Genomic DNA, 26,331 nt, shown 5'->3' on the forward strand with positions numbered 1-26,331 from the left:
CAGGGGGCGCCCTCAGCGCCGTACAAGAGCCTTCAGCGGTGCGTCAGTTGCCCTCGCCGCCGCCGAGGTGGTGGACGCGGAGCATGTTCGTCGTGCCGGCCACGCCGGGGGGCGAGCCGGCGGTGATGATGACGGTCTCGCCCGGGTTGAAGCGGTTGATCTTGGCGATCTCGCCGTCCACCATGTCGACCATCTCGTCCGTGCTGTTCACGAACGGCACCACGTGCGACTCCACGCCCCAGCTGAGCGTCAGCTGGTTGCGGGTGCCCTCGTCGGTGGTGAAGGCGACGATCGGCTGCGAGGCGCGGTAGCGGGACAGCCGGCGGGCGGTGTCACCGGACTGCGTGAACGCCACCAGGGCCCGGCCGCCGAGGAAGTCGGCGATCTCGCACGCGGCACGCGCGATCGAACCGCCCTGCGTACGCGGCTTCTTGCCCGGCACGAGCGGCTGCAGGCCCTTGCTGAGCAGCTCCTCCTCGGCCGCCTGGACGATCTTCGACATCGTCTGCACGGTCTCGATCGGGTAGGCGCCCACCGACGACTCGGCGGACAGCATGACCGCGTCCGCGCCGTCCAGGATCGCGTTGGCCACGTCGGAGGCCTCGGCGCGCGTGGGGCGGGAGTTGGTGATCATCGACTCCATCATCTGGGTCGCCACGATCACCGGCTTGGCGTTGCGCCGGCACAGCTCCACCAGGCGCTTCTGCACCATCGGGACCTTCTCCAGCGGGTACTCGACGGCGAGGTCGCCGCGGGCCACCATCACCGCGTCGAAGGCCGCGACCACGGCCTCCATGTTCGCGACCGCCTGCGGCTTCTCCACCTTGGCGATGACGGGGACCCGGCGGCCCTCCTCGTCCATCACCTTGTGAACGTCGTACACGTCGCTCGCGTCGCGCACGAAGGACAGGGCGACCATGTCGCAGCCCATCCGCAGCGCGAAGCGCAGGTCCTCGACGTCCTTCTCGGACAGCGCGGGCACGTTCACGGCCGCGCCGGGCAGGTTGATGCCCTTGTGGTCGGAGATGACGCCGCCCTCGATGACGATCGTCTTCACCCGGGGGCCCTCGACACTCAGGACCTTCAGCTCGACGTTGCCGTCGTTGATCAGGATCTGGTCGCCGCGGGAGACGTCACCGGGCAGGCCCTTGTACGTCGTACCGCAGATGGTCTTGTCGCCCGGGACGTCCTCGGTGGTGATGGTGAACTCGTCACCGCGCACCAGCTCGACGGGACCCTCGGCGAAGGTCTCCAGACGGATCTTCGGGCCCTGCAGGTCGGCGAGGACGCCGATGGCACGGCCGGTCTCCTTGGACGCGGCACGGACGCGGTCGTACCGGCCCTGGTGCTCGGCGTGGGTGCCGTGGCTGAAATTGAAGCGGGCCACATTCATGCCGGCCTCGATCAGCGACACCAGTTGTTCGTGGGAGTCGACCGCGGGGCCGAGAGTACAGACGATTTTCGAACGGCGCATGGGACGATCCTATCGGTTTGTTTCGCTACGGAATATTCCGTCTGGCGGAAGATACAAATGGGCGGGCATGCGCTCAGGCGTTGTAATTTCCGACCAGTGCATAGGTCTGTGTGGCGATCTCCAATTCCTCGTCCGTCGGCACCACCGCGACCGCGACCCGTGACGTCGCCGGCGAGATCAGCCGCGGCTCGTCACTCCGTACGGCGTTCAGCGCGCCGTCGACCTCAAGCCCCAGCAGCTCCAGGCCCGCGACGGCGGCTTCCCGTACGTCGCTGTCGTTCTCCCCGACTCCCGCAGTGAAGGCGACGGCGTCCACCCGGCCCAGTACCGCGCAGTAGGCGCCGATGTACTTCTTCAAACGGTGAATGTAGATGTCGACGGCCAGTTCCGCCCGTTCGTCGCCCTCGTCGATCCGGCGCCGGATCTCGCGCATGTCGTTGTTCCCGCACAACCCGATCAGACCGCTCTTCTTGTTGAGAAGAGTGTCGATCTCATCGGTGGACATTCCGCCAACACGCATCAAATGGAAGATGACGGCCGGATCCAGGTCTCCCGACCGGGTCCCCATCACCAGCCCCTCCAGCGGGGTCAGCCCCATGGAGGTGTCCACGCACCGACCGCCTCGCACGGCCGAGGCGGACGCCCCGTTCCCGAGATGCAGCACGATGACGTTCACGTCCTCGGGCGCCTTCCCCAGCAGCTTCGCCGTCGCCCGGGACACATACGCGTGCGAGGTCCCGTGGAACCCGTACCGCCGGATCCGGTACGCGTCGGCGGTCGCCACGTCGATCGCGTACCGCGCGGCCGACTCCGGCATCGTCGTGTGGAACGCGGTGTCGAACACGGCCACCTGCGGCAGATCGGGCCGCAGCGCCGTCGCGGTCCGGATCCCGACCAGGTTCGCCGGATTGTGCAGCGGAGCCACCGGTATCAGCCGCTCGATCTCCGCGAGCACCGCGTCGTCGATGACGGTGGGCGCGGTGAAGGTCTGCCCGCCGTGCACGACCCGGTGCCCGATGGCGGCCAGCTCGGGAGAGTCCAACCCGAGCCCGTCCGCGGCCAGTTGCTCCGCTACGGCCTTCAGGGCGGCCTCGTGATCGGCGATCGGCGCGATCGACTCCCGTACGGCACCGGTCGTGACGCAGGTGTGCTTGAGCCGGGAGGTCTCCTCGCCGATGCGCTCGACGAGCCCCAGGGCCAGCCGCTCGCCGCCGCGCATGTCGAGCAGCTGGTACTTCACGGACGAGGAGCCGGAGTTGAGGACGAGGACACGGGTAGCGGTCACTGCTGGGGAGCCTTCTCGTTCGGGGTCTTCGGGTTCTGCGCCTGGATCGCCGTGATGGCGACGGTGTTCACGATGTCGGAGACGAGAGCGCCCCGGGACAGGTCGTTGACCGGCTTGCGCAGCCCCTGGAGCACCGGCCCGACGGCGATCGCGCCGGCCGAACGCTGCACGGCCTTGTAGGTGTTGTTGCCGGTGTTCAGGTCGGGGAAGATCAACACGCTTGCCCGGCCCGCGACTTCGGACTCCGGCATCTTGGTGGCGGCGACACTCGGCTCCACGGCGGCGTCGTACTGGATGGGCCCCTCGATCCGCAGATCGGCCCGCCGCAGCCGCACCAGCTCCGTGGCCTCGCGCACCTTGTCGACGTCGGCGCCCGAGCCGGACGTACCCGTCGAGTACGACAGCATCGCGATCCGCGCCGCGACCCCGAACTGCTCGGCGGTGGCGGCCGACTGGACGGCGATGTCGGCCAACTGCTCGGCGTCCGGGTCCGGGTTGACCGCGCAGTCGCCGTACACCAGCACCTTGTCGGCGAGGCACATGAAGAAGACGGACGAGACGATGTCGGCGTCCGGCTTGGTCTTGATGATCTCGAAGGCGGGGCGGATGGTGGCGGCCGTGGAGTGCACGGCGCCGGAGACCATCCCGTCGGCCAGCCCGGCCTGCACCATCAGGGTGCCGAAGTAGTTCACGTCGGCGACGACGTCGTAGGCCAGCTCGACGGTCACGCCCTTGTGGGCGCGGAGTTCGGCGTACGTCTCGGCGAAGCGGTCGCGGAGTTCGGAGGTCCCCGGGTCGATCAGCTGGGCGGCGCTGAGGTCGATGCCGAGGTCGGCGGCGCGCTTGCGGATCTGGTCCACGGGGCCGAGCAGCGTCAGCTCGCAGACGCCCCGGCGCAGCAGCACCTCGGCGGCGTGCAGGACGCGGGGCTCGGTGCCCTCGGGGAGGACGATCCGGCGCTTGTCGGAGCGGGCCCGCTCCAGGAGCGTGTGCTCGAACATCATCGGGGTGAGGCGGTCGCTGCTGGGCGCGGAGACCCGCCTGAGCAGGTCGCCGGTGTCGACGTACCGCTCGAAGAGGCCGAGCGCGGTCTCCGCCTTGCGCGGGGTGGCCGCGTTCAACTTCCCTTCCAGGGCGAAGAGTTCACCGGCGGTGGGGAAGGAGTTCCCGGCCACCGAGATCACCGGGGTGCCCGGTGCGAGACGGGCGGCGAGGGTGAGGATCCCGTCGCTCGGCACCTCGTTCAGAGTGAGCAGTACGCCGGCTATCGGCGGGGTGCCGGCGCTGTGCGCGGCCAGCGCCCCGATGACGAGGTCGGCGCGGTCGCCCGGGGTGACGACGAGACAGCCGGGCGTCAGCGCGTTCAGGAAGGTGGGCAGCATCGCCCCGCCGAACACGAAGTCCAGCGCGTCCCGCGCGAGCCCCGAGTCGTCCCCGAGGATCACCCTGCCGCCGAGGGCGTGGGTGATCTGCGCGACGGTCGGCGCGGAGAGCGCGGGCTCGTCCGGTACGACGTAACAGGGCACCGGCAGCCGGGCGGTGAGGCGCTGGGAGATCTCCTCCCGGTCCTCGGGGGCGACCCGGTTGGTGACCATGGCGAGGACGTCGCAGCCGAGGCCGTCGTAGGCCCGGTACGCGTTGCGCGTCTCCGCGAGCACGGACTCGGCGGTCTGCTTGCGCCCGCCGACGACCGGGATCACGGACGCGCCGAACTCGTTGGCGAGACGGGCGTTGAGGGCCAGCTCGTCCGGGAACTGGGTGTCCGCGAAGTCGGTGCCGAGGACGAGGACGACGTCGTAGTCACGGGCGACGAGATGGAACCGTTCGACGAGCGTCGACACCAGCTCGTCCGTGCCCTGCTCGGCCTGGAGGGCGGACGCCTCGTGGTAGCCCATGCCGTAGACGGTCGCCGGATCCTGGGAGAGCCGGTAACGGGCGCGCAGCAGTTCGAACAGCCGGTCGGGATCGTCGTGGACGAGCGGACGGAACACCCCCACCCGGTCGACCTGCCGGGTCAGGAGTTCCATGACCCCCAGCTCGACGACCTGACGGCCGTCGCCGCGGTCGATCCCGGTCACGTACACGCTGCGGGTCACGCGTGCTACCTCGCTTCGTTTCGGCGGTCACATCCGGTGGTCATAAAAATCGCCCACCGAGGTGAGCAGAACCCTCTTGACAATACCTCCGGGGGTGGTTACGACGCCCTCCGGTCCGACGGGAGCGCCGGCGCCCTGGAGGACATGAAACAATCGGGTCCGGCTCACCGGTCTCAACAGCGAGCAGGAGACACAGCACGATGCGCATCGGAGTTCTCACCGCAGGCGGCGACTGCCCCGGCCTGAACGCAGTGATCCGATCGGTCGTGCACCGAGCGGTCGACAACTACGGCGACGAGGTCATCGGCTTCGAGGACGGCTACGCCGGACTGCTCGAAGGCCACTACCGCACCCTCGACCTCGACGCCGTCAGCGGCATCCTCGCCCGCGGCGGCACGATCCTCGGCTCCTCCCGCCTGGAGCGCGACCGGCTGCGCGAGGCCTGCGAGAACGCGCTGGACATCGCGCGCGACTTCGGGATCGATGCCTTGATCCCGATCGGTGGGGAAGGCACCTTGACCGCGGCGCGCATGCTGTCGGATGCCGGATTGCCGGTGGTCGGGGTCCCCAAGACGATCGACAACGACATCTCGTCCACGGACCGCACCTTCGGCTTCGACACGGCGGTGGGGGTCGCGACGGAGGCGATGGACCGCCTCAAGACGACCGCGGAATCCCACCAACGAGTGATGGTCGTCGAGGTCATGGGCCGGCACGCGGGCTGGATCGCGCTGGAGTCCGGGATGGCGGCGGGTGCCCACGGCATCTGCCTGCCCGAGCGCCCCTTCGACCCCGCCGACCTGGTCAAGATGGTCGAGGCCCGCTTCGCCCGCGGCAAGCGCTTCGCCGTCGTCTGCGTCGCCGAGGGCGCGCACCCCGCCGAGGGCTCCATGGACTACGGCAAGGGCGAGATCGACGCGTTCGGCCACGAGCGCTTCCAGGGCATCGGCACGGCACTGGCGTACGAACTGGAGCGCCGCCTCGGCAAGGAGGCCAAGCCGGTCATCCTCGGCCACATCCAGCGCGGCGGCGTACCGACCGCGTACGACCGGGTCCTCGCGACGCGCTTCGGCTGGCACGCGGTGGAGGCCGCGCACCGGGGCGAGTTCGGGCGGATGACGGCGCTGCGCGGCACGGACGTGGTGATGGTGCCGCTGGCGGAGGCGGTCACGGAGCTGAAGACGGTGCCGAAGGACCGGATGGACGAGGCGGAGTCGGTCTTCTAGATCCGGTACGGCGGGTTCGATACGGCGGCGGTTCGGTCCGGCGCGTTCAGTAGGCACTCCTCTCGACCATGGCCCAGAAGCGGTCGATGATCTGGTCGAGGAAGTCGCGGCCGGCCTCGCCGGCGTCGCCCGGGGAGTTGCCGCCGGCCCAGCTGAGGGTGGCGAGCATCTGCCCCTGGTAGTCCTCGTGGAGCTCCCTGAGGGAGTCCTCCAGGAGGCGCCGGTCCAGGGGCACCATTTTGCCGATCGGCCGCACGTAGGCCTGCCAGCGGGTGGTCACCGCGCTCCGCAGCAGCTCCGCGAGCTTGGCGTCGCGTCCGGTGACGCTGATGAAGGCGGGCAACGAGAGGTCGAGCACGTCGGCGAGCGCGGCGGACTGGCGCTCGGTGCCGCGCCACTCGTCGTTCTCCTCCATCCGCAGATACACGAGGAGTTCGAGGCCGACGGCACGCGCGATGTCCTCCGGCGCGAGGCCACAGGCGAGCCGGTGCTCACGCAGCGTGCGTGGCCTGCCGATGAGTTCACTCGCGGAACACCACAACACGCCTGCGAGCGCGGTGAGTTCGGGACCGGAGGGAGCGGTGAGCCCACGCTCCCAGGCGATGACCAGGTCCGGAGTGACATAGGGCAGCCCGAACGAGACACGCATTCCGTACGCGACGTGTTCGGGACCCATGTTCAGGGCGGTCCTGAGCCTGCGGGCGGCGGGGGCGTTGAACGGCGGTGTGGGCGGCGTGGACTGGCTGGGTTGAGCTGGGGGTCGGCGCACGGGGCACAAGTTAGGGGCGCCTGGGTGCGGTGACTACGGTCTGTTCGGCCAGGATTACGGATTGTATGAACGTACGGATTCGGTCGGGTGGGGGGGATCGAATGCGGCTGGGGCGGGGGTGGGTGGTGACGGTGAGTGGTGGCTGGGGGAGTCGGATGGTGACCGGGGTGCGGTGAATATGCCGTTCTACCTTGCCATTTGCCGGGGCGGGGGGCATTGGCCGAGGGGTCGGGGGTGGAGGGGTGGTTTCGGTTGTGTGGGCGGGGGTCGAAGGGGAGTGCGTTTGTGGTGGGGGTGATGATCGGGTGTGGGGGGAAGTGGGGGGTGGCGGGATATCGACGGTGGCGGCGGACGGGGGTCAGAGGAGGTGGTCGGCTTTTCCGGCCTTGATGTCTGGGATGAGGGTGCGGAGGGTTTCGCGGGTGTCGGTGAGGATGTGCTGCGGGTGATGGCCCTGCCGCACGATCGGGTGACATCTGAGCTGGCTTGCCCTGTGGGGCGGGTGGGAGGGATGTCGCCGTGCCCAGGCCTTGTCCGCAAGAGTTCCGCGAGGACGTCGTACGGGTTGCGAGGAACCGCGGCCCGGGCGTGACGGTGGATCAGGTGGCCGCCGACTTCGGAGTGCACGCGATGACGCTGTGGAAATGGATGAGTCGCGCGGACATCGAAGACGGGACCAGGCCCGGAACGACCAGCCAGGACAACGCGGAACTGCGGGAAGCACGCCGGCGGATCAAGCTGCTGGAGCAGGAGAACGAGGTCCTGCGCCGGGCCGCGGCCTACCTGTCGCAGGCCCATCTGCCGGGAAAAGGATCTATCCGCTCGTGAAAGAGCTGTCCTCGACCGCCGTGCCTGGGCCACCCGCGAAGAACTCCGGATCGCGATCGTGATCTGGATCGAGAGGACCTACCGCCGGCGCCGCAGACAAGCCGCACTCGGCCGCTTGACCCCCGTCGAATTCGAGACCGTCATGACCACACCGGCCCTCCAGGCCTCCTGACCACACCTGTCACCCGAACCTGCTTCAGACCCCAATGCCTACACCCGCGCCAATGCCCCCACCGAAGCCGCCCAAGCCCGCGCCTGGACCGAAGAACTCACCCCTTAACCGCCCCGCCCAGAGCAAACCCCCCACCCAACCGCCGTGCCACCAGCACGTACAACAAAATCACCGGTGTCGAATAGACGACGGAGAACGCCGCCAACTGCCCGTACGCCACCATCCCCCGATTCCCGAAGAACTCGTTGATGCTCACGCTCGCCGGCATCTGGTCCGGCGTGAGCAGCAGCATGAACGGGACGAAGAAGTTCCCCCACATCATCACGAACGAGAAGACGGTCACCACCGCGACGCCCGGTCCCATCAGCGGAAGGACGATCCGCACGAGGGACTGGAATGACGACGCGCCGTCCGTCCACGCCGCTTCCTCCAACTCCTGCGGTACGCCGTCCATGAAGTTCTTCATCAGCCAGATGGCGAAGGGGAGTTGGGAGGCGGCGAAGAAGAAGATGGTGCCCTGCATGGTGTCGATGAGGTTCACCTGCACGAACAACGCGTACACCGGCACCATGATCGCCGTGATCGGAAGGCTTGTCGCGAAGAGGATCGTCAGTAGGAACGGACGATTGAGCCGCGACCGGAAGCGGGACAGCGGATACGCCGCCAGCGCCGAGCACACCACCGTCAGCAGGGTCCCGAAGCCGCACAGGATCAGGCTGTTGAGGAGGGGGGTGAAGGTGATGTCCGAGTTCAGGATCGCGTGGAAGTTGTCGAGGGTCAGGCCGTCGGGGGCCTTCACCTTGAGGTTCGCGTGGGCGTCGAGGGAAGACAGGATCACCCAGAGCAGCGGGAGCGCGAACGTCGCCGCGACCACCAGCAGCCCCGCGTCCGCGGCCAGGCGTCGGCTTCTGCGGCGGGAGGAGAGGGGGAGGGCCATGGGTCAGACCTCCGTTCGCAGCAGGCGCATGTAGATCACCGAGAAGAGGGAGCCGACCAAGAGGAGGAGCAGGGCTACCGCCGTGGCGTAGCCGATCATGCTGTTCTGGAAGGCCTGTTCGTACATGTAGAGGGGGAGGGTCTGGCTCTTGTTTCCCGGGCCGCCTCTCGTCATCACCCAGATCAGGCCGAAGACCGAGAGGGTCTGGAGGGTGTTGAGCATGAGGTTCGTGCCGATCGAGCGGCGGATCATCGGGAGCGTGATGTGCCACATCCGGCGCCAGCCGCCCGCGCCGTCGACTTCCGCCGCTTCCGTGATCTCCTTGGGGATTTCGTTGAGGGCCGCCGAGTAGACCAGCATCGAGAACGCCGTTCCCCGCCACACGTTCGCGAAGGACACCGCCAGGATCGGGAGCGTGAACAGCCAGTTCTGGGACGGGAGATGGAGCCAGTCCAGGATGGCGTTCAGGGTGCCCTCGCGGCGGAAGAAGGCGTAGAGGAGGAAGCCGGCCACGACCTCCGGGAGGACCCAGGCCGTGATGACGATCGCGCCGGTGAGGGTGCGGACCGGTTTTGACGCGCGCTGCATGAGGGTTGCGAGCGCCAGACCCAGGGTGTTCTGGCCGATCAACGACGACAACACCGTGAACACCAGCGTCAGCCATACCGCGTTGATGAATTCCGAGTCCTTGAAGGCCGTACGGAAATTCGCGAAGCCCACGAAGGACGAGTGGGCCTGGCCGGTGAGTTGGAGGTCGGTGAAGGCGATGTAGGCGCAGTAGCCGATCGGGACGGCCAGGAAGAGGAGCAGGAGGGTCAGGGCGGGGGAGAGGGGGAGGAGTTGGGTGAGGACGCGGCGGAGGGTGGGGTGGTCGTTGCGGGGGTTCGGCGGCTGGTGCGCGGACTGTTGGAGGGCCGGGCCCGGGGTGGACTTCGTCGCGTCCGGGCCCGCCGCTTGCCGGGGTGCGGTGGTCACTTCTGGGTGACCTGGTTGTCCGTGGCCGACTTGAGCTCGTCGTCGTACGAACTCGCCGCCTTGTCAACCGACATGTCGCCCGTCGTCACGCCCTCCATCGCCTCCTGGATGGCGGTGGAGACCTTCGGGTACGCCGGGTAGGCGGGGCGGTAGTGCGTGCTCGCGACCAGGTCCGTGAAGAACTTGATGCCGGGCTGGGCGTTGGCGTAGGCGGGGTCGGCGGCGACGTCCTTGCGTACGGAGATACCGGAGTTGGCGATGTACCACTTCTCCGCGTTCGCCTTCGTCTGCATGGTCTTGATGAAGTCGAAGGCGAGGTCGGGGTTGCCGGCCTTGGAGGGGATCGCCCAGGTCCAGCCGCCGGACATGCTCACCTTGCCGGGGGCCTGGCCGTTCTGCGTGGGCATGTACGCGAGGCCCAACTCCTTTGACCAGTCCGGCCATTCGTGACCGCTGCCCTTCAACCACGCCTGCGGCAGCCACGATCCGTCCAGGGCGATGCCGAGTTTGCCCTTGGGGAGGAGCTCACCGGCCACGTAGGTCTGGATGTTGGGGTCGAGGGCGTCGGACACGTCCGGGCCGAGCTTCTCCTTGTAGACCGTGTGGACGAAGGAGAGGGCGTCCTTGAAGCCTTGGCTTCCCGCGATCCACTTCTTCGACGACTTGTCGTAAAGGGGGTCCGTGGTGCCGTCGTTCGTCCCGTAGAGCAGCATCTCGAAGCCCTGCATGGTGGCCGCTTCGCCGGCCGGTTTGCCGGTGTAGACGTTGAGGGGGGGTGACGTTCGGGACCTTCTGCTTGATCGTGCGGGCCGCGGCGAGGACGTCGTCCCACGTCTTCGGCTGCCAATTCGCGGGCAGGCCGGCCTTCTTGAAGATTCCCCTGTCGAACCAGAGCCCGCGGGTGTCCGTGCCGTCCGGGACGCCGTACGTCTTCCCGTCCTCGGCCTTCGCGGCCGACTTCGCCGTGTCGACGAACTGGTTCCAGTCCGGCCACTTGGAGAGGTAGGAGTCGAGGGGCTTGAGGTAGCCGGACGTGATGTCGCTGTTGATGAGGAACGTGTCCTCGTAGACCAGGTCCGGGGCCGTCTTCGGCGAGCGGAGCATCTGCTGGAGCTTGGTGTAGTACTCCGAGTCCGGGGCCTTGATCGGGACGAGCTCGACCTTCTTGCCGGGGTACTGCTTCTCGAACTGCTTCTTCATGTCGGCGAGGTAGGTGTCCATCACCTTGATGGAGTTGTCCGTCGACTGCTTGAAGGAGATCTTGACGGTGTCGGGGCTGCTGCCGGAACCGCTGCCGCAGGCGGTGAGGGTTGTTGCGGCGAGGGCTAGGGCTGAGATGGCTGCGAGGGCGACGGCGGTGGGGCGCACGGGCACGACCTCCTACGGCTCACATCGTTGTGACCTGGGCCTGGGGAATGGCTGCCCGGTGAAGGTAAGTGGAGTGGTCTAGTCAGGTCAATGAGTCTGCGTGGGATTGGGCGAGAGCGGCTTCGGCGGGGGCGTTGGCTCGGGTGCAGGCGTCGGCGGACTGGAGCGGGCGCCGACGGGGCGAGCTACGCGCGGCCGTCCAACTCGCCCCGCCCGCCTACCCCTTGACCCACCGATACTGCAACTCGGGCCGCCCCACAGTCCCGTACTGCGGACTACGCGCCGCCCTCCCCGCCTCCACCAGATGCTCCAGGTACCGCCGAGCCGTGATCCGGGAGATCCCCACCGCCTCAGCCACCCCTGTCGCGGTAAGCCCCTCCCCGCAGTCCCGCAGAGCGACCGTCACCTTCTCCAGGGTCGGCGCGCTCAGCCCCTTCGGCAGCGCCGCAGGCGAAGGGGCACGCAGAGCCGCCAGCGCGCGGTCGACCTCGTCCTGGCCGCTCGCCTCGCCCGCCGCCGCGTGGAACTCGGCGTACCGCACCAACCGGTCCCGCAGCGTCGCGAACGTGAACGGCTTCAGGACGTACTGGACGACACCCAGAGACACCCCCTCCCGCACCACCGCAAGATCCCGCGCCGACGTCACCGCGATCACGTCCGCGTGGTAGCCGGCGGCCCGTAGCGACCGAGCCAGTTGCAGGCCGTGCGCGTCCGGCAGGTGCAGATCCAGCAGCAGCAGATCCACCTGCGTCCGCTCCAGCGCCCGTCTCGCCTCCGCCCCCGTGTGCGCCTTGCCCACCGCGACGAAGCCCGGCACCCGGCCCACGTACATGACGTGCGCGTCGGCGGCGACGGGGTCGTCCTCGACGACGAGGACGCGGATCGGGTCGGTCGTAGTCATGAGGTACCACCTTCGGAAACGGAACCCTGGGACGATGCCCGGACACCGGTCTCGCCCTCGCCCTCACCTGTCGTCCCCCACAACGGCAACCGCACCTCGAACACCGCCCCGCCCCCCTCCGCCTCGGCCACCGTCAACGTCCCCTCGTGCCGGTTCACCGCCTGCCGGACCAACGCCAGCCCCAGCCCCCGGCCACCCGGTCCCGCCGGCTTCGTCGAGAAGCCGCGCTGGAAGACCGCCTCCGCGTGGGCAGGGTCCACCCCCGTCCCGGTGTCCGCCACCCGCAGCACCAGCTCCGAGCCCGAGCCGGAGCCGGAGCCGGAGTCCGTCGCGTCCGCCTCCGTCCGCGCAGTCACCGTGACCCGCGCCCGCAGGCTCCCCTGCGCCGCGTCCACCGCGTTGTCGATCAGATTCCCGAGGATCGTCACCAAGTCCCGTGCGGACAAGGAGTCCGGCAACAGGCCGTCGTCCAATCCGCTGTCCTCCGACACCACCAACTCCACGCCCCGCTCGTTCGATTGGGCCGTCTTGCCCAGCAACAGGGCAGCCAGCACAGGCTCGTTGACCGCCGCGACGACCTGGTCGGTCAGGGTCTGGGCCAGCTCCAGTTCCGCCGTCGCGAAGTCCACCGCCTCCTCGGCCCGGCCCAGCTCGATCAGCGAGACGACCGTGTGGAGGCGGTTCGCCGCCTCGTGCGCCTGTGAGCGGAGCGCCTGGGTGAAGCCGCGCTCCGAGTCCAACTCGCCCATCAGGGACTGGAGTTCGGTGACATCCCGAAGGGTCACCACTGTTCCCCGACGCTCCCCGCCCGACACCGGTGAGGTGTTCACCACCAGCACCCGGGACGCCGTCAGATGTACCTCGTCCACCCGTTCCTCCGACGACAGGAGCGCCCCCGTCAGTGGTGCGGGCAGGCCCAGGTCCGCGACCGAGCGGCCGACCACGTCACCTGTTACTCCGAGGAGTTCGCGCCCGCCGTCGTTCATGAGCGCCACCCGGTACTGGCCGTCGAGCATCAGCAGCCCTTCCCGTACCGCGTGCAGCGCGGCCTGGTGGTAGTCGTGCATATGGCTCAGCTCGGTCGCGTTCATGTTGTGGGTGTGGCGGCGGAGGCGGGCGTTGATGACGTACGTTCCTACGGCACCCAGTGCCAGCGCGCCGGCCGCGACCCCGATCAGGGCCGTCACCTGGTCCTGCACCCGCTGGGTGATCGCCTCGACCCGGATGCCGGCGCTGACCAGGCCGATGATCCGGGTGTGCCCGGTGTCGTAGATGGGGGTGACCGCGCGGACGGACGCGCCGAGCGTACCGGTGTAGGTCTCGGTGAAGGACTTGCCCTTGAGCGCGGGCTTGATGTGGCCGAGGAACTTCTTGCCGATCTGGTTCCGGTCCGGGTGGGTCCAGCGGATGCCCTTGGTGTTCATGATCGTGACGAAGTCGACCTGGGTGTCGCGCTGGACGCGCAGGGAGTACGTCTCCAGGTGCGCGGTGGGGTCGGACGTGCCGATCGCCGCGACCACCGACGGGGAGTCCGCGACCGAGCGGGCCACCGCCGTGGCCTGGCGGCCGGCCGCGTCCTCGGCCTGGCTGCGGTCGCTGACGTAGGTGAACAGCGCGTACCCGGCGACGACGACCGCTATCAGCACGGCCTGCATGCCGAAGAGCTGACCGGCGAGGCTGCGGGGGCGGGGGACGTGCGGGAGGCGCATGCCGTCAGTGTGCCTCTCAGACATGGCGTGAACTAAATGAACGGAAGGGTGACCGGCCTCACAAGCCGGGAGATAGTCACCGCAACCCCCTGGGAGCCCCCATCTCCCGGATCTTCCCGGATGTGAGCCGCACAACGGGATTCCGCCGGTCGTGAGCCGCACGCCGGATGATGCCGACGACGTCGTCAAGGAGGGCAGCCGTGGCCAGCACCGCTCCCGCACCTGCCGCACCCCCCGCGAAGCGGGACCGTACCCACTACCTCTACATCGCGGTGATCGTCGCGGTCGCCCTCGGCATCGCCGTCGGGTTCATCGCGCCCGACTTCGCCAAGGAACTGAAGCCGATCGGTACCGGCTTCGTCTCGCTGATCAAGATGATGATCTCGCCGATCATCTTCTGCACGATCGTGCTCGGCGTCGGCTCCGTGCGGAAGGCCGCACAGGTCGGCAAGGTCGGCGGACTCGCGCTTGGCTACTTCGTCGCGATGTCGTTCGTGGCGCTGGCCATCGGCCTGGTCGTCGGGAACATCATCCACCCGGGCAGCGGCATGCACCTGACCGAGGCCGTCAAGGGCGTCGGACACACGCAGGCCCAGGCCGCCGCCGAGGGCCCCGTCGACTTCCTGCTCGGGATCATCCCGACCACCTTCGTGTCGGCCTTCACCGAGGGCCAGGTCCTGCAGACCCTGCTGATCGCGCTCCTCGCGGGCTTCGCGCTGCAGGCCATGGGCCGGACCGGCGAGCCGGTGCTGCGCGGGGTCGAGTACATCCAGAAGCTCGTCTTCCGCATCCTCGGCATGATCATGTGGGCCGCGCCCGTCGGTGCATTCGGAGCGATGGCAGCCGTCATCGGCGAGACCGGCATGGACGCCCTCAAGGCGCTCGGCACGATCATGCTCGGCTTCTACGTCACCTGCTTCCTGTTCATCGTGGTCGTGCTCGGCACGCTGACCAAGCTGGTCGCCAAGGTCAACCTCTTCCAGCTGCTGAGGTACCTCGGCCGGGAGTTCCTGCTGATCGTCTCCACCTCCTCGTCCGAGTCCGCGCTGCCGCGGCTCATCGCGAAGATGGAGCACCTGGGTGTCAGCCGCCCGGTCGTCGGCATCACCGTGCCGACCGGCTACTCCTTCAACCTCGACGGCACGATGATCTACCTGACCATGGCCTCGCTGTTCATTGCCGACGCCATGGACCAGCCGATGAACATCGGCCAGCAGATCGGCCTGCTGCTCTTCATGATGGTGGCCTCCAAGGGCGCGGCCGGTGTCTCCGGCTCCGGTATCGCCGTACTGGCCAGTGGTCTGCAGTCGCACAAGCCGGCCCTGGTCGACGGTGTCGGCCTGATCATCGGCATCGACCGCTTCATGAGCGAGGCCCGCGCCGTCACCAACTTCGCCGGCAACGCCGTCGCCACGCTGCTCATCGGCACCTGGACCGGCGAGGTCGACAAGGAGCGGGTGAACCGGGTCCTCGCGGGTGAACTGCCCTTCGACGAGAAGACGTTGCTCGACGAGGACAGCGACGAGCACCTCGACGGAGTGCCCGAGCAGGGCGGCGAGAAGGAACTCGCCAAGGCCTGACCCGCCCCCCAGAGCGGGGCGCCCGGGCCCACCTGAACAAGGTCCGGACGCCCCACGGACTCCGGGCGGCTGGGTGTCCCCCCGTCGCTCAGCCGCCCGGTCCACCTCCCCGGCCGTCCGGGGGATGCACTAGCGTGCCGTGCCGTGCCGGAAAAACTCCGGCGCGGCACGGCACGTTCTCGTTCGGCGGGAGTCACGGGGGACATGGGCATGAAGATCGACTGGGACCGGCGGCACTGCGCACGGCACGGGCATGTGACGTACGCGCCCGACGAGACGGCGCTGCGGGAGCGGCTGCGCGTCGAGACCAGGTTCGGTACGGCGTGGCGCTGTCTGCGCTGCGGTGACTTCGTGCTCGGCGAACCGCACGGCTCCGGGCCCGCCGAACACGCCCCGCTGGTGCCGCGCGGAAAGGTGCTGCGGGACCTGTTCATCCTGCGGTTCCTGGCGATCGAGCGGGCCGTGCGCGGGGTGTTCATCGTGCTGGTCGCCGCCGCCGTGTGGAAGTTCAGCAACAGCCAGGACTCGGTGCGCAGGCTCTTCGACGAATATCTGAATGTCTTCCGCCCGGTCTTCAAGCACTTCCACTACGACCTCGACCACTCGCCGGTCGTCGGCTCCATCCAGAAGACCTTCGGCTACAAGCACTCCACGCTGGTCCTGGTCGCCGTACTGCTGCTGGCGTACGCGCTGATCGAGCTCGTCGAGGCCGGCGGGCTCTGGTACGCCAAGCGCTGGGCGGAGTATCTGACGGTGGTCGCGACCGCAGCGTTCCTGCCGCTGGAGATCTACGAACTCACCGAGCACATCAGCTGGTTGAAGATCGCCACCCTCGTCCTCAACATCCTCGCGGTCCTCTACATCGCCCTCGCCAAGCGCCTGTTCGGGCTGCGCGGCGGACGCAAGGCCTTCGACGAGGAGCGGGAGAGTGCCTCCCTGCTGGAGGTGGAGACCTCGGCCGGCGTGATGGTGTGACTCCCGGCCGGGCCTCCGACCCGCCGCCCGTTACCGACCCCTTCGGGGACAATCACCCCAAATGCTTTGACCCGCCGCCCTCTTCACCCGCACGCTGGGACACCCGACGTGACCGGTCGGACCCATCGGAGCAGGCGGAGGCAGGCATGGGGGAATCGGGCGGACCGGAGATCGTGAGCTCCGAGGAGTACGAACGAAGGTACGGCGCGGAGCGGGAGCCCTCGTCCCTCTCGCTGGAGCAGATCAACGAACTCTTCCACGAGTTCCTCACGGCGGTGGCTCGCCCCAGGCGCAAGGAGGACGAGGCCGCCCGCAACCTCTCCAAGCGCCTGCGCGACCACCTGGGCACCGCGCCCGCCGACCGGCCCGTGGTCAAGGCCGCGTATCCGCCGTACGACCTGCCGAACGTGCATCTCGCGCTGGAGCGCTGGTTCGCCGGGGACGGGCGGTCGTACGAGCTGGTCGGCATGCGCGGTGCGCAGCACCACGGTGAGTTGACCCTCGGCGACATCCTCGAAGCCGCCGACCGCTACGACCGGTTCACGATCGGGGCCGTCGACTACGCGCACCTGCCGATCTCACCGGACGAGGAACTCGCCTGTGTCTCCTGCGGGTTCTACCTCGGCGCGGACGGCGACGACCGGTTCGCGGTACTGCTGCGCGGCCCGGCCGACGAGTACGGGCGCAACAAGGTCGAGATCGAAGTCCTCGCGCAGGACAAGGAGTTCGCGGACCGGCTGCTCGCCGAGATCGACCGGCTGGTGCGCGAGCACAACATCTTCCGGGGGCAGGTGCTCTCCTTCGAGGGCTCCGAGTTCGGCCACGGCCTGGGCCCGTTCCGCTTCCACCGGCGCCCCGGGCTGACCCGCGAGGACATCGTGCTCCCCGAGGGGCTGCTGGAGCGGGTCGAGCGCCAGGTCGTCGGCGTCGCCCGCCGCCGCGAACAGCTCTGCGCCGCCGGCCAGCACCTGCGCCGCGGCCTCCTCCTCTACGGCCCGCCCGGCACCGGCAAGACCCACACGATCCGCTATCTCCTCTCCCACCTCCCGCGGTTCACGGTCGTCGTCCTCTCCGGGACGAGCATCGACGCCATCGGGCCCGCCTGCGCCCTGGCCAGGATGCTCCAGCCCGCGCTGGTCGTCCTGGAGGACTGCGACCTGATCGCCGAGGCCCGCGACCACGGAGGCGGCGAACAGCCCCTGCTCTTCCAGGTGTTGAACGAGATGGACGGCCTCGGCGACGACGCCGACGTGGCCTTCCTCCTCACCACCAACCGCGCCGACCTCCTCGAACCGGCCCTGATCCAGCGCCCCGGCCGCGTCGACCTCGCCGTGGAGATCCCCCTCCCGGACGCCGAGGGCCGTGCTCGCCTCCTCGCCCTCTACGGCGCCGCGCTCGACCTGGGCAAGGAGGTCGCCGAGGAGGTGGTGTCCCGCACGGAGGGCACGACGGCGTCCTTCACGAAGGAACTCGTACGGCGGTCCGTACTGATCGCGGCCGAACGCGAGTCCCCGCGCACGGAACCGTCCGACCTGCGTACCGCCCTCGACGAACTCCTCTCCGACCGCGACCAGTTGATGCGGCGGCTGCTGGGGGTGCGCGGGCCGGAGGACGGCGACGCGGACGCGGACGGCTACTGAGCCGCCGCGGTCTCCCTGTTGCCCTGACGCCGACGTCAAGGATTACCGTCGTGGACATGCGAATCGGCGAGCTGGCCGCACGGGCCGGGACCACGACGCGGACTCTCAGGTACTACGAGTCGCGGGGGCTGCTGCCCGCGCGGCGTGGGGGCAACGGGTCGGACGTACGACGAGGGGGATCTGAAGCTGCTGCGGCAGATCAGGACCCTGCAGGACTTCGGGTTCGACCTGGAGGAGACGCGGCCCTTCGTGGAGTGTCTGCGGTCCGGGCACCCGGAGGGCGACTCGTGCCCGGCGTCGCTCGCGGTCTACCGCCGCAAGCTGGCCGAACTGGATTCCCTGATCGGGGAGTTGCAGGCCGTGCGGGCGGAGATCGGGGTGCGGCTGGCGTCGGCCGAGGAGCCGTCACCGTTGTGCGAACTGGGAGGGCGTGAGCTGTGATCGACGTGGCGGGCGTGAAGGACGTGACGGACGAGAGTTTCTCGGCGGAGGTGATCGGGGCCGAGTTGCCGGTGCTGGTGGAGTTCACGGCGGACTGGTGTCCTCCGTGCCGGCAGATGGGGCCGGTGCTGCGGGCCCTCGCCGCGGAGGAGGGCGCGCGGTTGAAGGTGGTGCAGCTGAACGTGGACCAGAATCCGGAGACCACGAACGCCTACAAGGTTCTCTCGATGCCCACGTTCATGGTCTTCCGGGGCGGTGAGCCGGTGAAGGCCATGGTGGGAGCCCGGCCGAAGCGTCGGCTGCTGGAGGAACTGGCCGACGTGATCTGAACCCGCCCGCATGACCCGGCGGCACGAAAAAATCCCCTGAGCAATTGCGCTCGGGGGATTCTTTTGCGTATATTCAATGGTTCGCGACTTCACGGGAATTAGATCGCAAAGAGGCTCAGTGAGCACAGTATATAGGTCCGGGAGTGGAATTGTCAAACAGCGATGAAATTCACGGCGAGCAGGAATTCATCGACGGTCTGTACGCACGCGTGGACGCACTGCGCGGCGCCACCGAGGACTCCGTCACGGACGCGCTCGGGCAGGGCAACACGCCCATGCAGGCCCGGCTGGAGCGGGACATCCTGGTCGCCGAGCGCTCGGGGCTGCTCGCCGCGCTGAACGCCGTGGACGGCTCGCTCTGCTTCGGCCGGATCGACCTGACCTCGGGGGTCCGGCACCACATCGGCCGTATCGGCATCCGCGCCGACGACGCCGACCTCACCCCGATCCTGATCGACTGGCGGGCCGAGGTCGCCCGCCCCTTCTACCTCGCCACCGGCCACACCCCGATGGGCCTGCGCCGCCGCCGGCACCTCACCACCGACGGCCGCCGCGTCACCGCCCTGCACGACGAGATCCTCGACCTCGGGGACGCCACCCGCACCGGCCACGAGGATCCGAGCGGTGACGCCGTGCTGCTCGCCGCGCTCGACTCCGCGCGCACCGGGCGGATGAGCGACATCGTGCAGACCATCCAGGCCGAGCAGGACGAGATCATCCGGGCGCCGCACCGCGGAGTGCTCGTCGTCGAGGGCGGACCCGGCACGGGCAAGACCGCCGTCGCGCTGCACCGGGCCGCGTATCTGCTCTACGAACACCGGGAGTTGCTCGCCAAACGCGCGGTGCTCATCGTCGGCCCGAACCCCGCCTTCCTCGGCTACATCGGCGAGGTGCTGCCCTCCCTCGGCGAGACCGGCGTGCTCCTCGCCACCGTCGGCGAGCTCTTCCCCGGGGTGAAGGCCACGGCCACCGACAGCCGGGCGGCGGCGGCCGTGAAGGGCCGCGCCGACATGGCGGGTGTCCTCGCCGCCGTCGTACGCGACTGGCAGTCCCTGCCCGACCCGGTGATCGCGATCGAGCACGACCGCGAGATCCTCATGCTCGACGACGGACTGGTACGGATGGCCCGCGACCGCACCCGCGAGGCCCGACTCCCGCACAACGCGGCCCGCGAGCACTTCGAGGGGCACATCCTCAACACGCTCACCGAGATGGTCGCCGAACGCATCGGCACCGACCCCTTCGACGGCAGCAACCTGCTCGACCCCAGCGACATCACGCAGATCCGCGACGAACTCGCCGAGAACCCCGAAGTCTGGGCCGCCATCGACCAGTTGTGGCCGCGGCTGACCCCGCAGTACCTCGTCGCGGACTTCCTCGCCGACCCCGTCGGGTATGTCTCCGACGACGACGCGGACGCCATCCGCCGCCCGGTGACCCGCGAGTGGACCGTGGCGGACGTACCGCTGCTCGACGAGGCGGCCGAACTCCTCGGCCGGGACGACCGGGTGGTCCGGGCGCGGGCCGAACGCGAGCGCGCCGAGCAAGTGTCCTTCGCGCAGGGCGTGCTGGACGTGTCCTTCGCCTCCCGGACCTTCGAGTTCGAGGACAAGGAGGAGGACGATCCCGAGGGCTCCGAGGTGCTGTCCGCGCACGACATCATCGACGCCGAACGCTTCGCCGAGCGGCACGAGGAGGAGGACCACCGCAGCGCCGCCGAGCGCGCGGCGGCCGACCGCACCTGGGCGTTCGGCCACATCATCGTCGACGAGGCACAGGAACTCTCCCCGATGGCCTGGCGGTTGCTCATGCGGCGCAGCCCCACCCGCTCCATGACCCTGGTCGGCGACCCGGCCCAGACGGCGGAGGCGGCGGGCGTCGGCTCCTGGTCGGAGATCCTCGCCCCCTACGTCGAGGACCGCTTCACCCACACCCGTCTCGGCGTCAACTACCGCACCCCCGCCGAGATCATGGACCTCGCCGCGGCCGTCGTCCGCGCCGAGCACCCCGACTTCGAACCGCCGAGTTCGGTACGGTCCACGGGCGTACGCCCCTGGGTGCGCGCCACAGACGACCTCCCCGGAGCGGTCGCCAAGGCCGTCGGCGAACTCACTCCCGCCGAGGGCCGGTTGGCCGTCATCGCCCCGCGCGACCTGCACCGTCGGCTGGCCGCGCGCCTGGACGGCGTGACGGCGGGCGCCGAGCCGGACCTGACCCGGACCGTCGTCCTGCTCGACCCGCGCCAGGCCAAGGGCCTGGAGTTCGACTCCGTGCTTGTTGTCGAGCCCGGTCGGTACGGCACGAGTGATCTGTACGTGGCGTTGACCCGGGCGACTCAGCGGCTCGGGGTGGTGCACACGGGACCGTTGCCACGCGCGCTCGCTGCCGTACCGGAGACGCTCTAGGCCGGCCGCAGCCACACCGTCGCCAGCGGTGGCAGCGTCAGGCGGATGCTGGCCGGCCGGCCGTGCCACGGGGTCGGTTCCGGCTTGAGCGGGTCGGGGTTGGTGACGTCGCTGCCGCCGTAGACCGCGGTGTCGGTGTTGAGGGTTTCGTGCCAGGCGGGGGTTTCGTCGGGGACGCCCAGGCGGTAGTCGTGGCGGACGACGGGGGAGAAGTTGCTGACGGCGAGGAGGGGGGAGCCGTCGGCGTCGTGGCGGAGGAAGGCGAAGACGTTGTCCTCGGCGGCGTCGCCGGTTATCCACTGGAAGCCGGCGGGGGTGGTGTCGAGCTGCCAGAGGGCGGGGGTGTGGCGGTAGACCGTGTTGAGGTCGCGGACCAGGTCGCGAACGCCCCGGTGGTCGGCTTCGGCGCCGTAGGCCGGGTCGAGGAGCCACCAGTCGGGGCCGTGGGTCTCGGACCACTCGGCGCCCTGGGCGAACTCCTGGCCCATGAAGAGGAGTTGCTTGCCGGGGTGGGCCCACATGAAGGCGAGGTAGGCGCGGAGGTCGGCGCGCTGCTGCCACCAGTCGCCGGGCATTTTGGAGACCAACGAGCGCTTGCCGTGGACCACTTCGTCGTGGGAGATGGGAAGGACGTAGTTCTCGCTGTACGCGTACACCATCGAGAAGGTCATCTCGCCGTGGTGGTGCCGGCGGTGGACCGGGTCGTGGGTCATGTAGTCGAGCGAGTCGTGCATCCAGCCCATGTTCCACTTGAACCCGAAGCCGAGGCCGCCGGTGTCGGTGGGGCGGGTCACGCCGTCCCAGGCGGTGGATTCCTCGGCGATCGTCACGACACCGGGCACCCTGCGGTACACCGTCGCGTTCATCTCCTGGAGGAAGGCGACCGCGTCCAGGTTCTCCCGGCCGCCGTGCTCGTTCGGGGTCCACTGGCCCGGCTCGCGCGAGTAGTCGAGGTAGAGCATCGAGGCCACCGCGTCCACGCGCAGGCCGTCGATGTGGAACTCCTCGCACCAGTACACGGCGTTCGCCACCAGGAAGTTGCGCACCTCGCGGCGGCCGAAGTCGAACTCCAGGGTGCCCCAGTCGGGGTGCGCGGCCCGCAGCGGGTCCGCGTGCTCGTACAGGGGCCGTCCGTCGAACTCGGCCAACGCCCAGTCGTCGCGCGGGAAATGGGCCGGCACCCAGTCCATCAGGACGCCGATACCGGCCTGGTGCAGGGCGTCGACCAGGAACTTGAAGTCGTCGGGCGTGCCGAGGCGGGCGGTCGGGGCGTAGAAGCCGGTGACCTGGTAACCCCAGGAGCCGCCGAAGGGGTGCTCGGCGACCGGCATCAGCTCCACGTGGGTGAAGCCCAAGTCCTTGACGTAGGCGGGGAGTTGCTCTGCGAGCTGACGGTAGGTCAGGCCGGGTCGCCAGGAGGCGAGGTGGACCTCGTAGACGGAGAACGGTGCCTCGTGGGCGGGGACTTCGGCGCGGCCCGCGAGCCACTCCGCGTCGGCCCACTCGTGGTGCGAGGCCGTGACGATGGAGGACGTGGCGGGCGGGACCTCGGTGCGGCGGGCCATCGGGTCGGCGCGCAGGGTCTTGGAACCGTCGGGCCTGGTGATCTCGAACTTGTACAGCTCGCCCTCGCCGATGCCGGGCAGGAACAGTTCCCAGACACCGGTGCCGCCGAGCGAGCGCATCGGGGCGCCCGTGCCGTCCCAGAAGTTGAAGGTGCCGGCCAGCCGTACACCCTGGGCGTTCGGCGCCCACACCGTGAAGCGGGTGCCGGTGACTCCCTGGTGCGTCATCGGCTCCGCGCCGAGTGCCCGCCACAGCTGCTCGTGCCGGCCCTCGCCGATCAGATGCAGGTCCAGGTCACCGAGCGCGGGCAGGAACCGGTACGCGTCCTCGGTGTCCTGCACGGTGCCGTCGTAGGCCACGAGAAGCCGGTACTCCGGTACGTCCGGGAGCGGGAGCAGTCCGGAGAAGAAGCCGTCTCCGTCGTCATGCAGTTCGGTCGTCGAGTCACCCGTCGCGACGGTCACGCCGAGCGCGAACGGCCGGAACACCCGGAACGCGACGCCGCCGGGGACCGGGTGCGCGCCGAGGACGGAGTGCGGGGCGTGGTGGGTGCCGTGGAGGAGGCGGTCGCGGTCCACGGCATCGAGGGCAGGGGATATGGCGATCTCCGGTGCGGGTGCGGGTGCGGGTGCGGGTGCGGGTGCGGGGGCGGGGTCGGGTGCGGGTGCGGGCGTGGGTACGGGGTCGATTTCGGGTGTGGGTGATGATGCGGATGTGAGCGCGGGTGCGTCTTGCTCCGGCGCAGGCGTGAGTGCCGGCGTCGGCTCGGTGGCGGGCGAGCCGGTGCCCGTGTCGGCCGTCACCGTCTTGCGCGTGGCCTTCTCGGCGGCGCTCGTCTTCTTTGCCGAAGCCTTCTGGCCCCCGGCCTTCTTCAGCGCGTTCTTCTTCGTCGAGCTCTTCTTCGCCGAGCTCTTCTTCCCGGCACCGGCACCCTTTTTGGCCGTCGCCTTCTTCGCGGCGGCCTTCTTCGGATCCGGTCCGTTGGACGGGGTGCGCGGGGTCACGGCGGGGCCTCCTGGGCGGGGTGGGTCAGGTGGTGGGGTTGGCGAGGCGGCGTACGGCGGAGAGCGGGACCGGGAGCCAGTCGGGGCGGTGCCGGGCCTCGTAGACGACCTCGTAGACCGCCTTGTCCGTCTCGTACGCGCGCAGCAGGACGGGGTCGGTGCGCGGGTCGGCGCCGCTGACCTCCGCGTACCCGGAGCAGTAGGCGGCCCGGCACCTGTTCGCCCAGGCCGGGTCCGGAGGGTCGGCGGAGTGGGCCGCGTAGTCGAAGGAGCGCAGCATTCCCGCGATGTCCCGCACCGGCGGCTGCGGCAGCCGGCGTTCCGCCAGCGGCCGGGACGGCTCGCCCTCGAAGTCGATCAGCGACCACTCCCCGGACGGCGAGCGCAGGCACTGGCCGAGGTGCAGGTCGCCGTGGATGCGCTGGGCGGTCCAGGTGTGCCCCTCGGCCGCGAGATCGGCCAGCGCCGAGAACGCCGTACGCAGTCCGGGCGTGTACGGCCGGAGCGCGGGCACCGCCTGTGCCGCCGCGTCGAGCCGCTCGGTCATGCCCGTGACCAGCTGGTCCAGCTGTACGCGGCCCAGGGTCGCGGTCGGCAGTGCCCGGGCCAGCGCCACATGCACCTCGGCCGTGGCCCGCCCGAGGGCCCGCGCCTCCGCGCCGAAGTCCTCGCCCTTGCGCAGCTCGCGCAGCGCCAGTTCCCAGCCGTCGGTCGCGCCCCGAACGAACGGCTGGAGCACCCCGAGGACGTACGGCTCCTCGGAGAACTCCGCCCGCAGCCACGCCGTCGGCGCGGGCACCCGGGAGCAGCCCTCCAGGGCGAGGGCCAGCGGGAGTTCCAGGTCGGGGTTGGTGCCGGGGACGATCCGGCGCAGCAGTTTCAGGATGAACGTATCGCCGTAGACGACGGACGAGTTGGACTGCTCGGCGGTCATCAGACGGGGGGTGAGACCGGTCGCGATCTCCTGGGCCGGGTCCCGTTCGAAGCGCAGCCCGCCGATGTGGGCCTGGGTGCGCAGCGCCTCCAGGAGCACCTCGGCGGGCCGGGGGTCGTACAGGGCCTCGTACACCGTGCGTCCGGCGAGCGGGCCCTCCTCCACATGTCCGATCAGCGCGGGCGCGAGCCGGGGTGGCAGCGCCTCGCGCACCCCTATCAGGAGCTGGTAGCAGTCGCCCGGAGCGGGTGACTGATGGGCGCGGACCAGCAGGTGGTGGAGGCCGAGCGCGCCGTCCGCCGGAAGGAGTTCGGTGGCGGCCACCAGCGAGAAACCGGTGACCGGACGGCCCTTGCCCGCGAACCACCGCTGCCTCGGCAGCCACTCCCGCAGGAGGGGGTCGAGGGACGCGAGGAGGCCGGGACCGGGACTGGTCCGGCCGGAAAGTGTGACAGTTTCCGCCATGGCGTCACGTTCCTTTCCCCGGGGGTGGTGGGGTGTCACTGTTGCGTGCCCCGGGCGGGGCGGGGGAAACCGGATCCACCCCGCCCCACGGGGTGACTAGGCGGCTTCCTTACGGAGCCGGAACCAGTAGAAGCCGTGTCCTGCCAAGGTCAGCAGGTACGGCAGCTCTCCTACGGCCGGAAAGCGCACCCCGCCGAACAGTTCGACCGGATGCCTTCCATTGAACGCCCGCAGGTCGAGTTCCGTCGGCTGCGCGAACCGGGAGAAGTTGTTCACGCACAGGACGAGGTCGTCCTCGTACTCGCGCAGGAACGCGATCACCGCGGGATTCGACGACGGCAGTTCCCGGTACGAGCCGAGGCCGAACGCCAGGTTCTGCTTGCGGATCTCGATCATGCGGCGCGTCCAGTGCAGCAGCGAGGAGGGCGACGACATCGACGCCTCGACGTTGGTGACCTGGTAGCCGTAGACGGGGTCCATGATGGTCGGCAGCGACAGCCGACCCGGGTCACAGGACGAAAAACCTGCGTTGCGATCAGGTGTCCACTGCATCGGGGTGCGCACGGCGTCGCGGTCGCCGAGCCAGATGTTGTCGCCCATGCCGATCTCGTCGCCGTAGTAGAGGATCGGCGAGCCGGGCAGCGACAGCAGCAGGGCGGTGAACAGCTCGATCTGGTTGCGGTCGTTGTCCAGGAGCGGGGCGAGCCTGCGCCGGATGCCGATGTTGGCGCGCATCCGCGGGTCCTTGGCGTACTCGGCCCACATGTAGTCGCGTTCCTCGTCGGTGACCATCTCCAGGGTCAGCTCGTCGTGGTTGCGCAGGAAGATGCCCCACTGGCAACTCGACGGGATCGCCGGGGTCTTGGCGAGGATCTCCGACACCGGGTAGCGGGACTCCCGGCGTACCGCCATGAAGATCCTCGGCATCACCGGGAAGTGGAACGCCATGTGGCATTCGTCGCCGCCGCTCTGGAAGTCGCCGAAGTAGTCGACGACGTCCTCGGGCCACTGGTTCGCCTCCGCCAGCAGCACCGTGTCGGGGTACTGGGCGTCGATCTCCTTCCGCACCCGGCGCAGGAACTCATGGGTTGCCGGAAGGTTTTCGCAGTTGGTGCCCTCGGCCGCGTACAGATACGGGACCGCGTCGAGGCGGAAGCCGTCGATACCCAGGTCCAGCCAGAACTTCAGCGCCGAGATGATCTCTTCCTGGACGGCCGGGTTCTCGTAGTTGAGGTCCGGCTGGTGGGAGAAG

18 protein-coding genes and 3 pseudogenes are annotated in these 26,331 nt (G+C 69.3%); 9 read left to right on the forward strand and 12 right to left on the reverse strand.

Annotated elements, in window-relative coordinates:
• Positions 1-43: 43 nt before the first annotated feature.
• The 3 genes from pyk to pta form a co-directional block, all read right to left on the reverse strand.
• Positions 44-1,474 (reverse strand): pyruvate kinase, encoded by a 1,431-nt coding sequence (pyk, locus tag ACWDEW_RS28585; RefSeq protein WP_450516223.1) that lies wholly within the window; start codon positions 1,472-1,474, stop codon positions 44-46.
• Between the two features lie 73 nt (positions 1,475-1,547).
• Positions 1,548-2,759 carry an acetate kinase gene (locus ACWDEW_RS28590; protein WP_450516225.1) on the reverse strand — a complete coding sequence of 404 codons (1,212 nt, stop codon included), beginning with the start codon at positions 2,757-2,759 and terminating at the stop codon, positions 1,548-1,550.
• The gene (gene pta / locus ACWDEW_RS28595) at positions 2,756-4,855 is read right to left on the reverse strand and encodes a phosphate acetyltransferase (RefSeq protein WP_450516226.1); all 2,100 of its coding nucleotides are present in this window, start codon (positions 4,853-4,855) and stop codon (positions 2,756-2,758) included. The genes ACWDEW_RS28590 and pta overlap by 4 nt, the downstream gene beginning before the upstream one ends.
• 200 nt (positions 4,856-5,055) lie before the next feature.
• Here pta and ACWDEW_RS28600 point away from each other — a divergent pair, with 200 nt between their 5' ends.
• Positions 5,056-6,081 (forward strand): ATP-dependent 6-phosphofructokinase, encoded by a 1,026-nt coding sequence (locus ACWDEW_RS28600; RefSeq protein WP_450516228.1) that lies wholly within the window; start codon positions 5,056-5,058, stop codon positions 6,079-6,081.
• Positions 6,082-6,127: 46 nt separating this feature from the next.
• Here ACWDEW_RS28600 and ACWDEW_RS28605 read toward each other — a convergent pair whose 3' ends face one another.
• Positions 6,128-6,850 carry a helix-turn-helix domain-containing protein gene (locus ACWDEW_RS28605; protein WP_450516230.1) on the reverse strand — a complete coding sequence of 241 codons (723 nt, stop codon included), beginning with the start codon at positions 6,848-6,850 and terminating at the stop codon, positions 6,128-6,130.
• Positions 6,851-7,369: 519 nt separating this feature from the next.
• Here ACWDEW_RS28605 and ACWDEW_RS28610 point away from each other — a divergent pair.
• Positions 7,370-7,678, forward strand: a complete 309-nt coding sequence (locus tag ACWDEW_RS28610) for a transposase (RefSeq protein WP_450516232.1) — start codon at positions 7,370-7,372, stop codon at positions 7,676-7,678.
• A 1-nt stretch (position 7,679) separates the two neighbouring features.
• Positions 7,680-7,850, forward strand: a pseudogene (locus tag ACWDEW_RS28615) (IS3 family transposase); the annotation flags it as partial.
• Between the two features lie 97 nt (positions 7,851-7,947).
• Here ACWDEW_RS28615 and ACWDEW_RS28620 read toward each other — a convergent pair.
• The 5 genes and pseudogenes from ACWDEW_RS28620 to ACWDEW_RS28640 all read right to left on the reverse strand — a co-directional run bounded on the left by ACWDEW_RS28620 (position 7,948) and on the right by ACWDEW_RS28640 (position 13,740).
• A complete protein-coding gene (locus tag ACWDEW_RS28620) occupies positions 7,948-8,787 on the reverse strand; it encodes a carbohydrate ABC transporter permease (RefSeq protein ID WP_450516234.1) in 840 nt (279 codons plus the stop codon).
• A gap of 3 nt (positions 8,788-8,790) precedes the next feature.
• Positions 8,791-9,762, reverse strand: coding sequence for a carbohydrate ABC transporter permease (locus ACWDEW_RS28625; RefSeq protein WP_450516236.1), 972 nt, complete (start codon positions 9,760-9,762; stop codon positions 8,791-8,793).
• A pseudogene (locus ACWDEW_RS28630) lies at positions 9,759-11,136 on the reverse strand (extracellular solute-binding protein). Before ACWDEW_RS28630 ends, ACWDEW_RS28625 begins: the two are co-directional and overlap by 4 nt.
• A 211-nt stretch (positions 11,137-11,347) precedes the next feature.
• A complete protein-coding gene (locus ACWDEW_RS28635) occupies positions 11,348-12,031 on the reverse strand; it encodes a response regulator (RefSeq protein ID WP_450516238.1) in 684 nt (227 codons plus the stop codon).
• Positions 12,028-13,740 (reverse strand): sensor histidine kinase, encoded by a 1,713-nt coding sequence (locus ACWDEW_RS28640; protein WP_450516239.1) that lies wholly within the window; start codon positions 13,738-13,740, stop codon positions 12,028-12,030. The genes ACWDEW_RS28635 and ACWDEW_RS28640 overlap by 4 nt, the downstream gene beginning before the upstream one ends.
• Positions 13,741-13,907: 167 nt before the next feature.
• Here ACWDEW_RS28640 and ACWDEW_RS28645 point away from each other — a divergent pair, with 167 nt between their 5' ends.
• The 6 genes and pseudogenes from ACWDEW_RS28645 (at position 13,908) to ACWDEW_RS28670 (ending at position 21,110) form a co-directional block, all read left to right on the forward strand.
• Positions 13,908-15,320: a cation:dicarboxylate symporter family transporter gene (locus tag ACWDEW_RS28645; protein WP_450516241.1), complete on the forward strand. Its 1,413-nt coding sequence runs from the start codon at positions 13,908-13,910 to the stop codon at positions 15,318-15,320.
• A 210-nt stretch (positions 15,321-15,530) separates the two neighbouring features.
• Entirely contained in the window at positions 15,531-16,295 is a 765-nt protein-coding gene (locus tag ACWDEW_RS28650; protein ID WP_450516260.1) for a DUF2127 domain-containing protein, read from the forward strand.
• A gap of 146 nt (positions 16,296-16,441) precedes the next feature.
• Positions 16,442-17,935 (forward strand): AAA family ATPase, encoded by a 1,494-nt coding sequence (locus tag ACWDEW_RS28655; RefSeq protein ID WP_450516242.1) that lies wholly within the window; start codon positions 16,442-16,444, stop codon positions 17,933-17,935.
• A gap of 56 nt (positions 17,936-17,991) precedes the next feature.
• Positions 17,992-18,376: pseudogene (locus ACWDEW_RS28660) on the forward strand (MerR family transcriptional regulator).
• Between the two features lie 14 nt (positions 18,377-18,390).
• The gene (locus ACWDEW_RS28665) at positions 18,391-18,705 is read left to right on the forward strand and encodes a thioredoxin family protein (protein ID WP_450516262.1); all 315 of its coding nucleotides are present in this window, start codon (positions 18,391-18,393) and stop codon (positions 18,703-18,705) included.
• Between the two features lie 167 nt (positions 18,706-18,872).
• On the forward strand, positions 18,873-21,110 hold the full coding sequence (locus ACWDEW_RS28670) for a HelD family protein (protein ID WP_450516264.1): 2,238 nt from the start codon (positions 18,873-18,875) through the stop codon (positions 21,108-21,110).
• On the opposite strand, the gene glgB is transcribed toward ACWDEW_RS28670, so the two are convergent.
• The 3 genes from glgB to ACWDEW_RS28685 all read right to left on the reverse strand — a co-directional run.
• Positions 21,107-23,680, reverse strand: coding sequence for a 1,4-alpha-glucan branching enzyme (glgB, locus tag ACWDEW_RS28675; RefSeq protein WP_450516244.1), 2,574 nt, complete (start codon positions 23,678-23,680; stop codon positions 21,107-21,109). The genes ACWDEW_RS28670 and glgB overlap by 4 nt on opposite strands.
• A gap of 25 nt (positions 23,681-23,705) precedes the next feature.
• Positions 23,706-25,079 carry a maltokinase N-terminal cap-like domain-containing protein gene (locus tag ACWDEW_RS28680; RefSeq protein WP_450516246.1) on the reverse strand — a complete coding sequence of 458 codons (1,374 nt, stop codon included), beginning with the start codon at positions 25,077-25,079 and terminating at the stop codon, positions 23,706-23,708.
• 96 nt (positions 25,080-25,175) lie between these two features.
• The coding region (locus ACWDEW_RS28685; RefSeq protein WP_450516248.1) for an alpha-amylase family glycosyl hydrolase at positions 25,176-26,331 on the reverse strand (1,156 nt) is incomplete at its 5' end.

The sequence above is a fragment of the Streptomyces sp. NPDC001100 genome, from assembly GCF_053598575.1.

Coding starts and splice junctions, on each gene's coding strand:
- pyk (WP_450516223.1), bottom strand. CDS start 1,474: ATGCGCCGTTCGAAAATCGTCTGTACTCTCGGCCCCGCGGTCGACTCC.
- ACWDEW_RS28635 (WP_450516238.1), bottom strand. CDS start 12,031: ATGACTACGACCGACCCGATCCGCGTCCTCGTCGTCGAGGACGACCCC.
- ACWDEW_RS28620 (WP_450516234.1), bottom strand. CDS start 8,787: ATGGCCCTCCCCCTCTCCTCCCGCCGCAGAAGCCGACGCCTGGCCGCG.
- ACWDEW_RS28650 (WP_450516260.1), top strand. CDS start 15,531: ATGAAGATCGACTGGGACCGGCGGCACTGCGCACGGCACGGGCATGTG.
- ACWDEW_RS28600 (WP_450516228.1), top strand. CDS start 5,056: ATGCGCATCGGAGTTCTCACCGCAGGCGGCGACTGCCCCGGCCTGAAC.
- ACWDEW_RS28680 (WP_450516246.1), bottom strand. CDS start 25,079: ATGGCGGAAACTGTCACACTTTCCGGCCGGACCAGTCCCGGTCCCGGC.
- ACWDEW_RS28645 (WP_450516241.1), top strand. CDS start 13,908: ATGATGCCGACGACGTCGTCAAGGAGGGCAGCCGTGGCCAGCACCGCT.
- ACWDEW_RS28640 (WP_450516239.1), bottom strand. CDS start 13,740: ATGCGCCTCCCGCACGTCCCCCGCCCCCGCAGCCTCGCCGGTCAGCTC.
- ACWDEW_RS28655 (WP_450516242.1), top strand. CDS start 16,442: ATGGGGGAATCGGGCGGACCGGAGATCGTGAGCTCCGAGGAGTACGAA.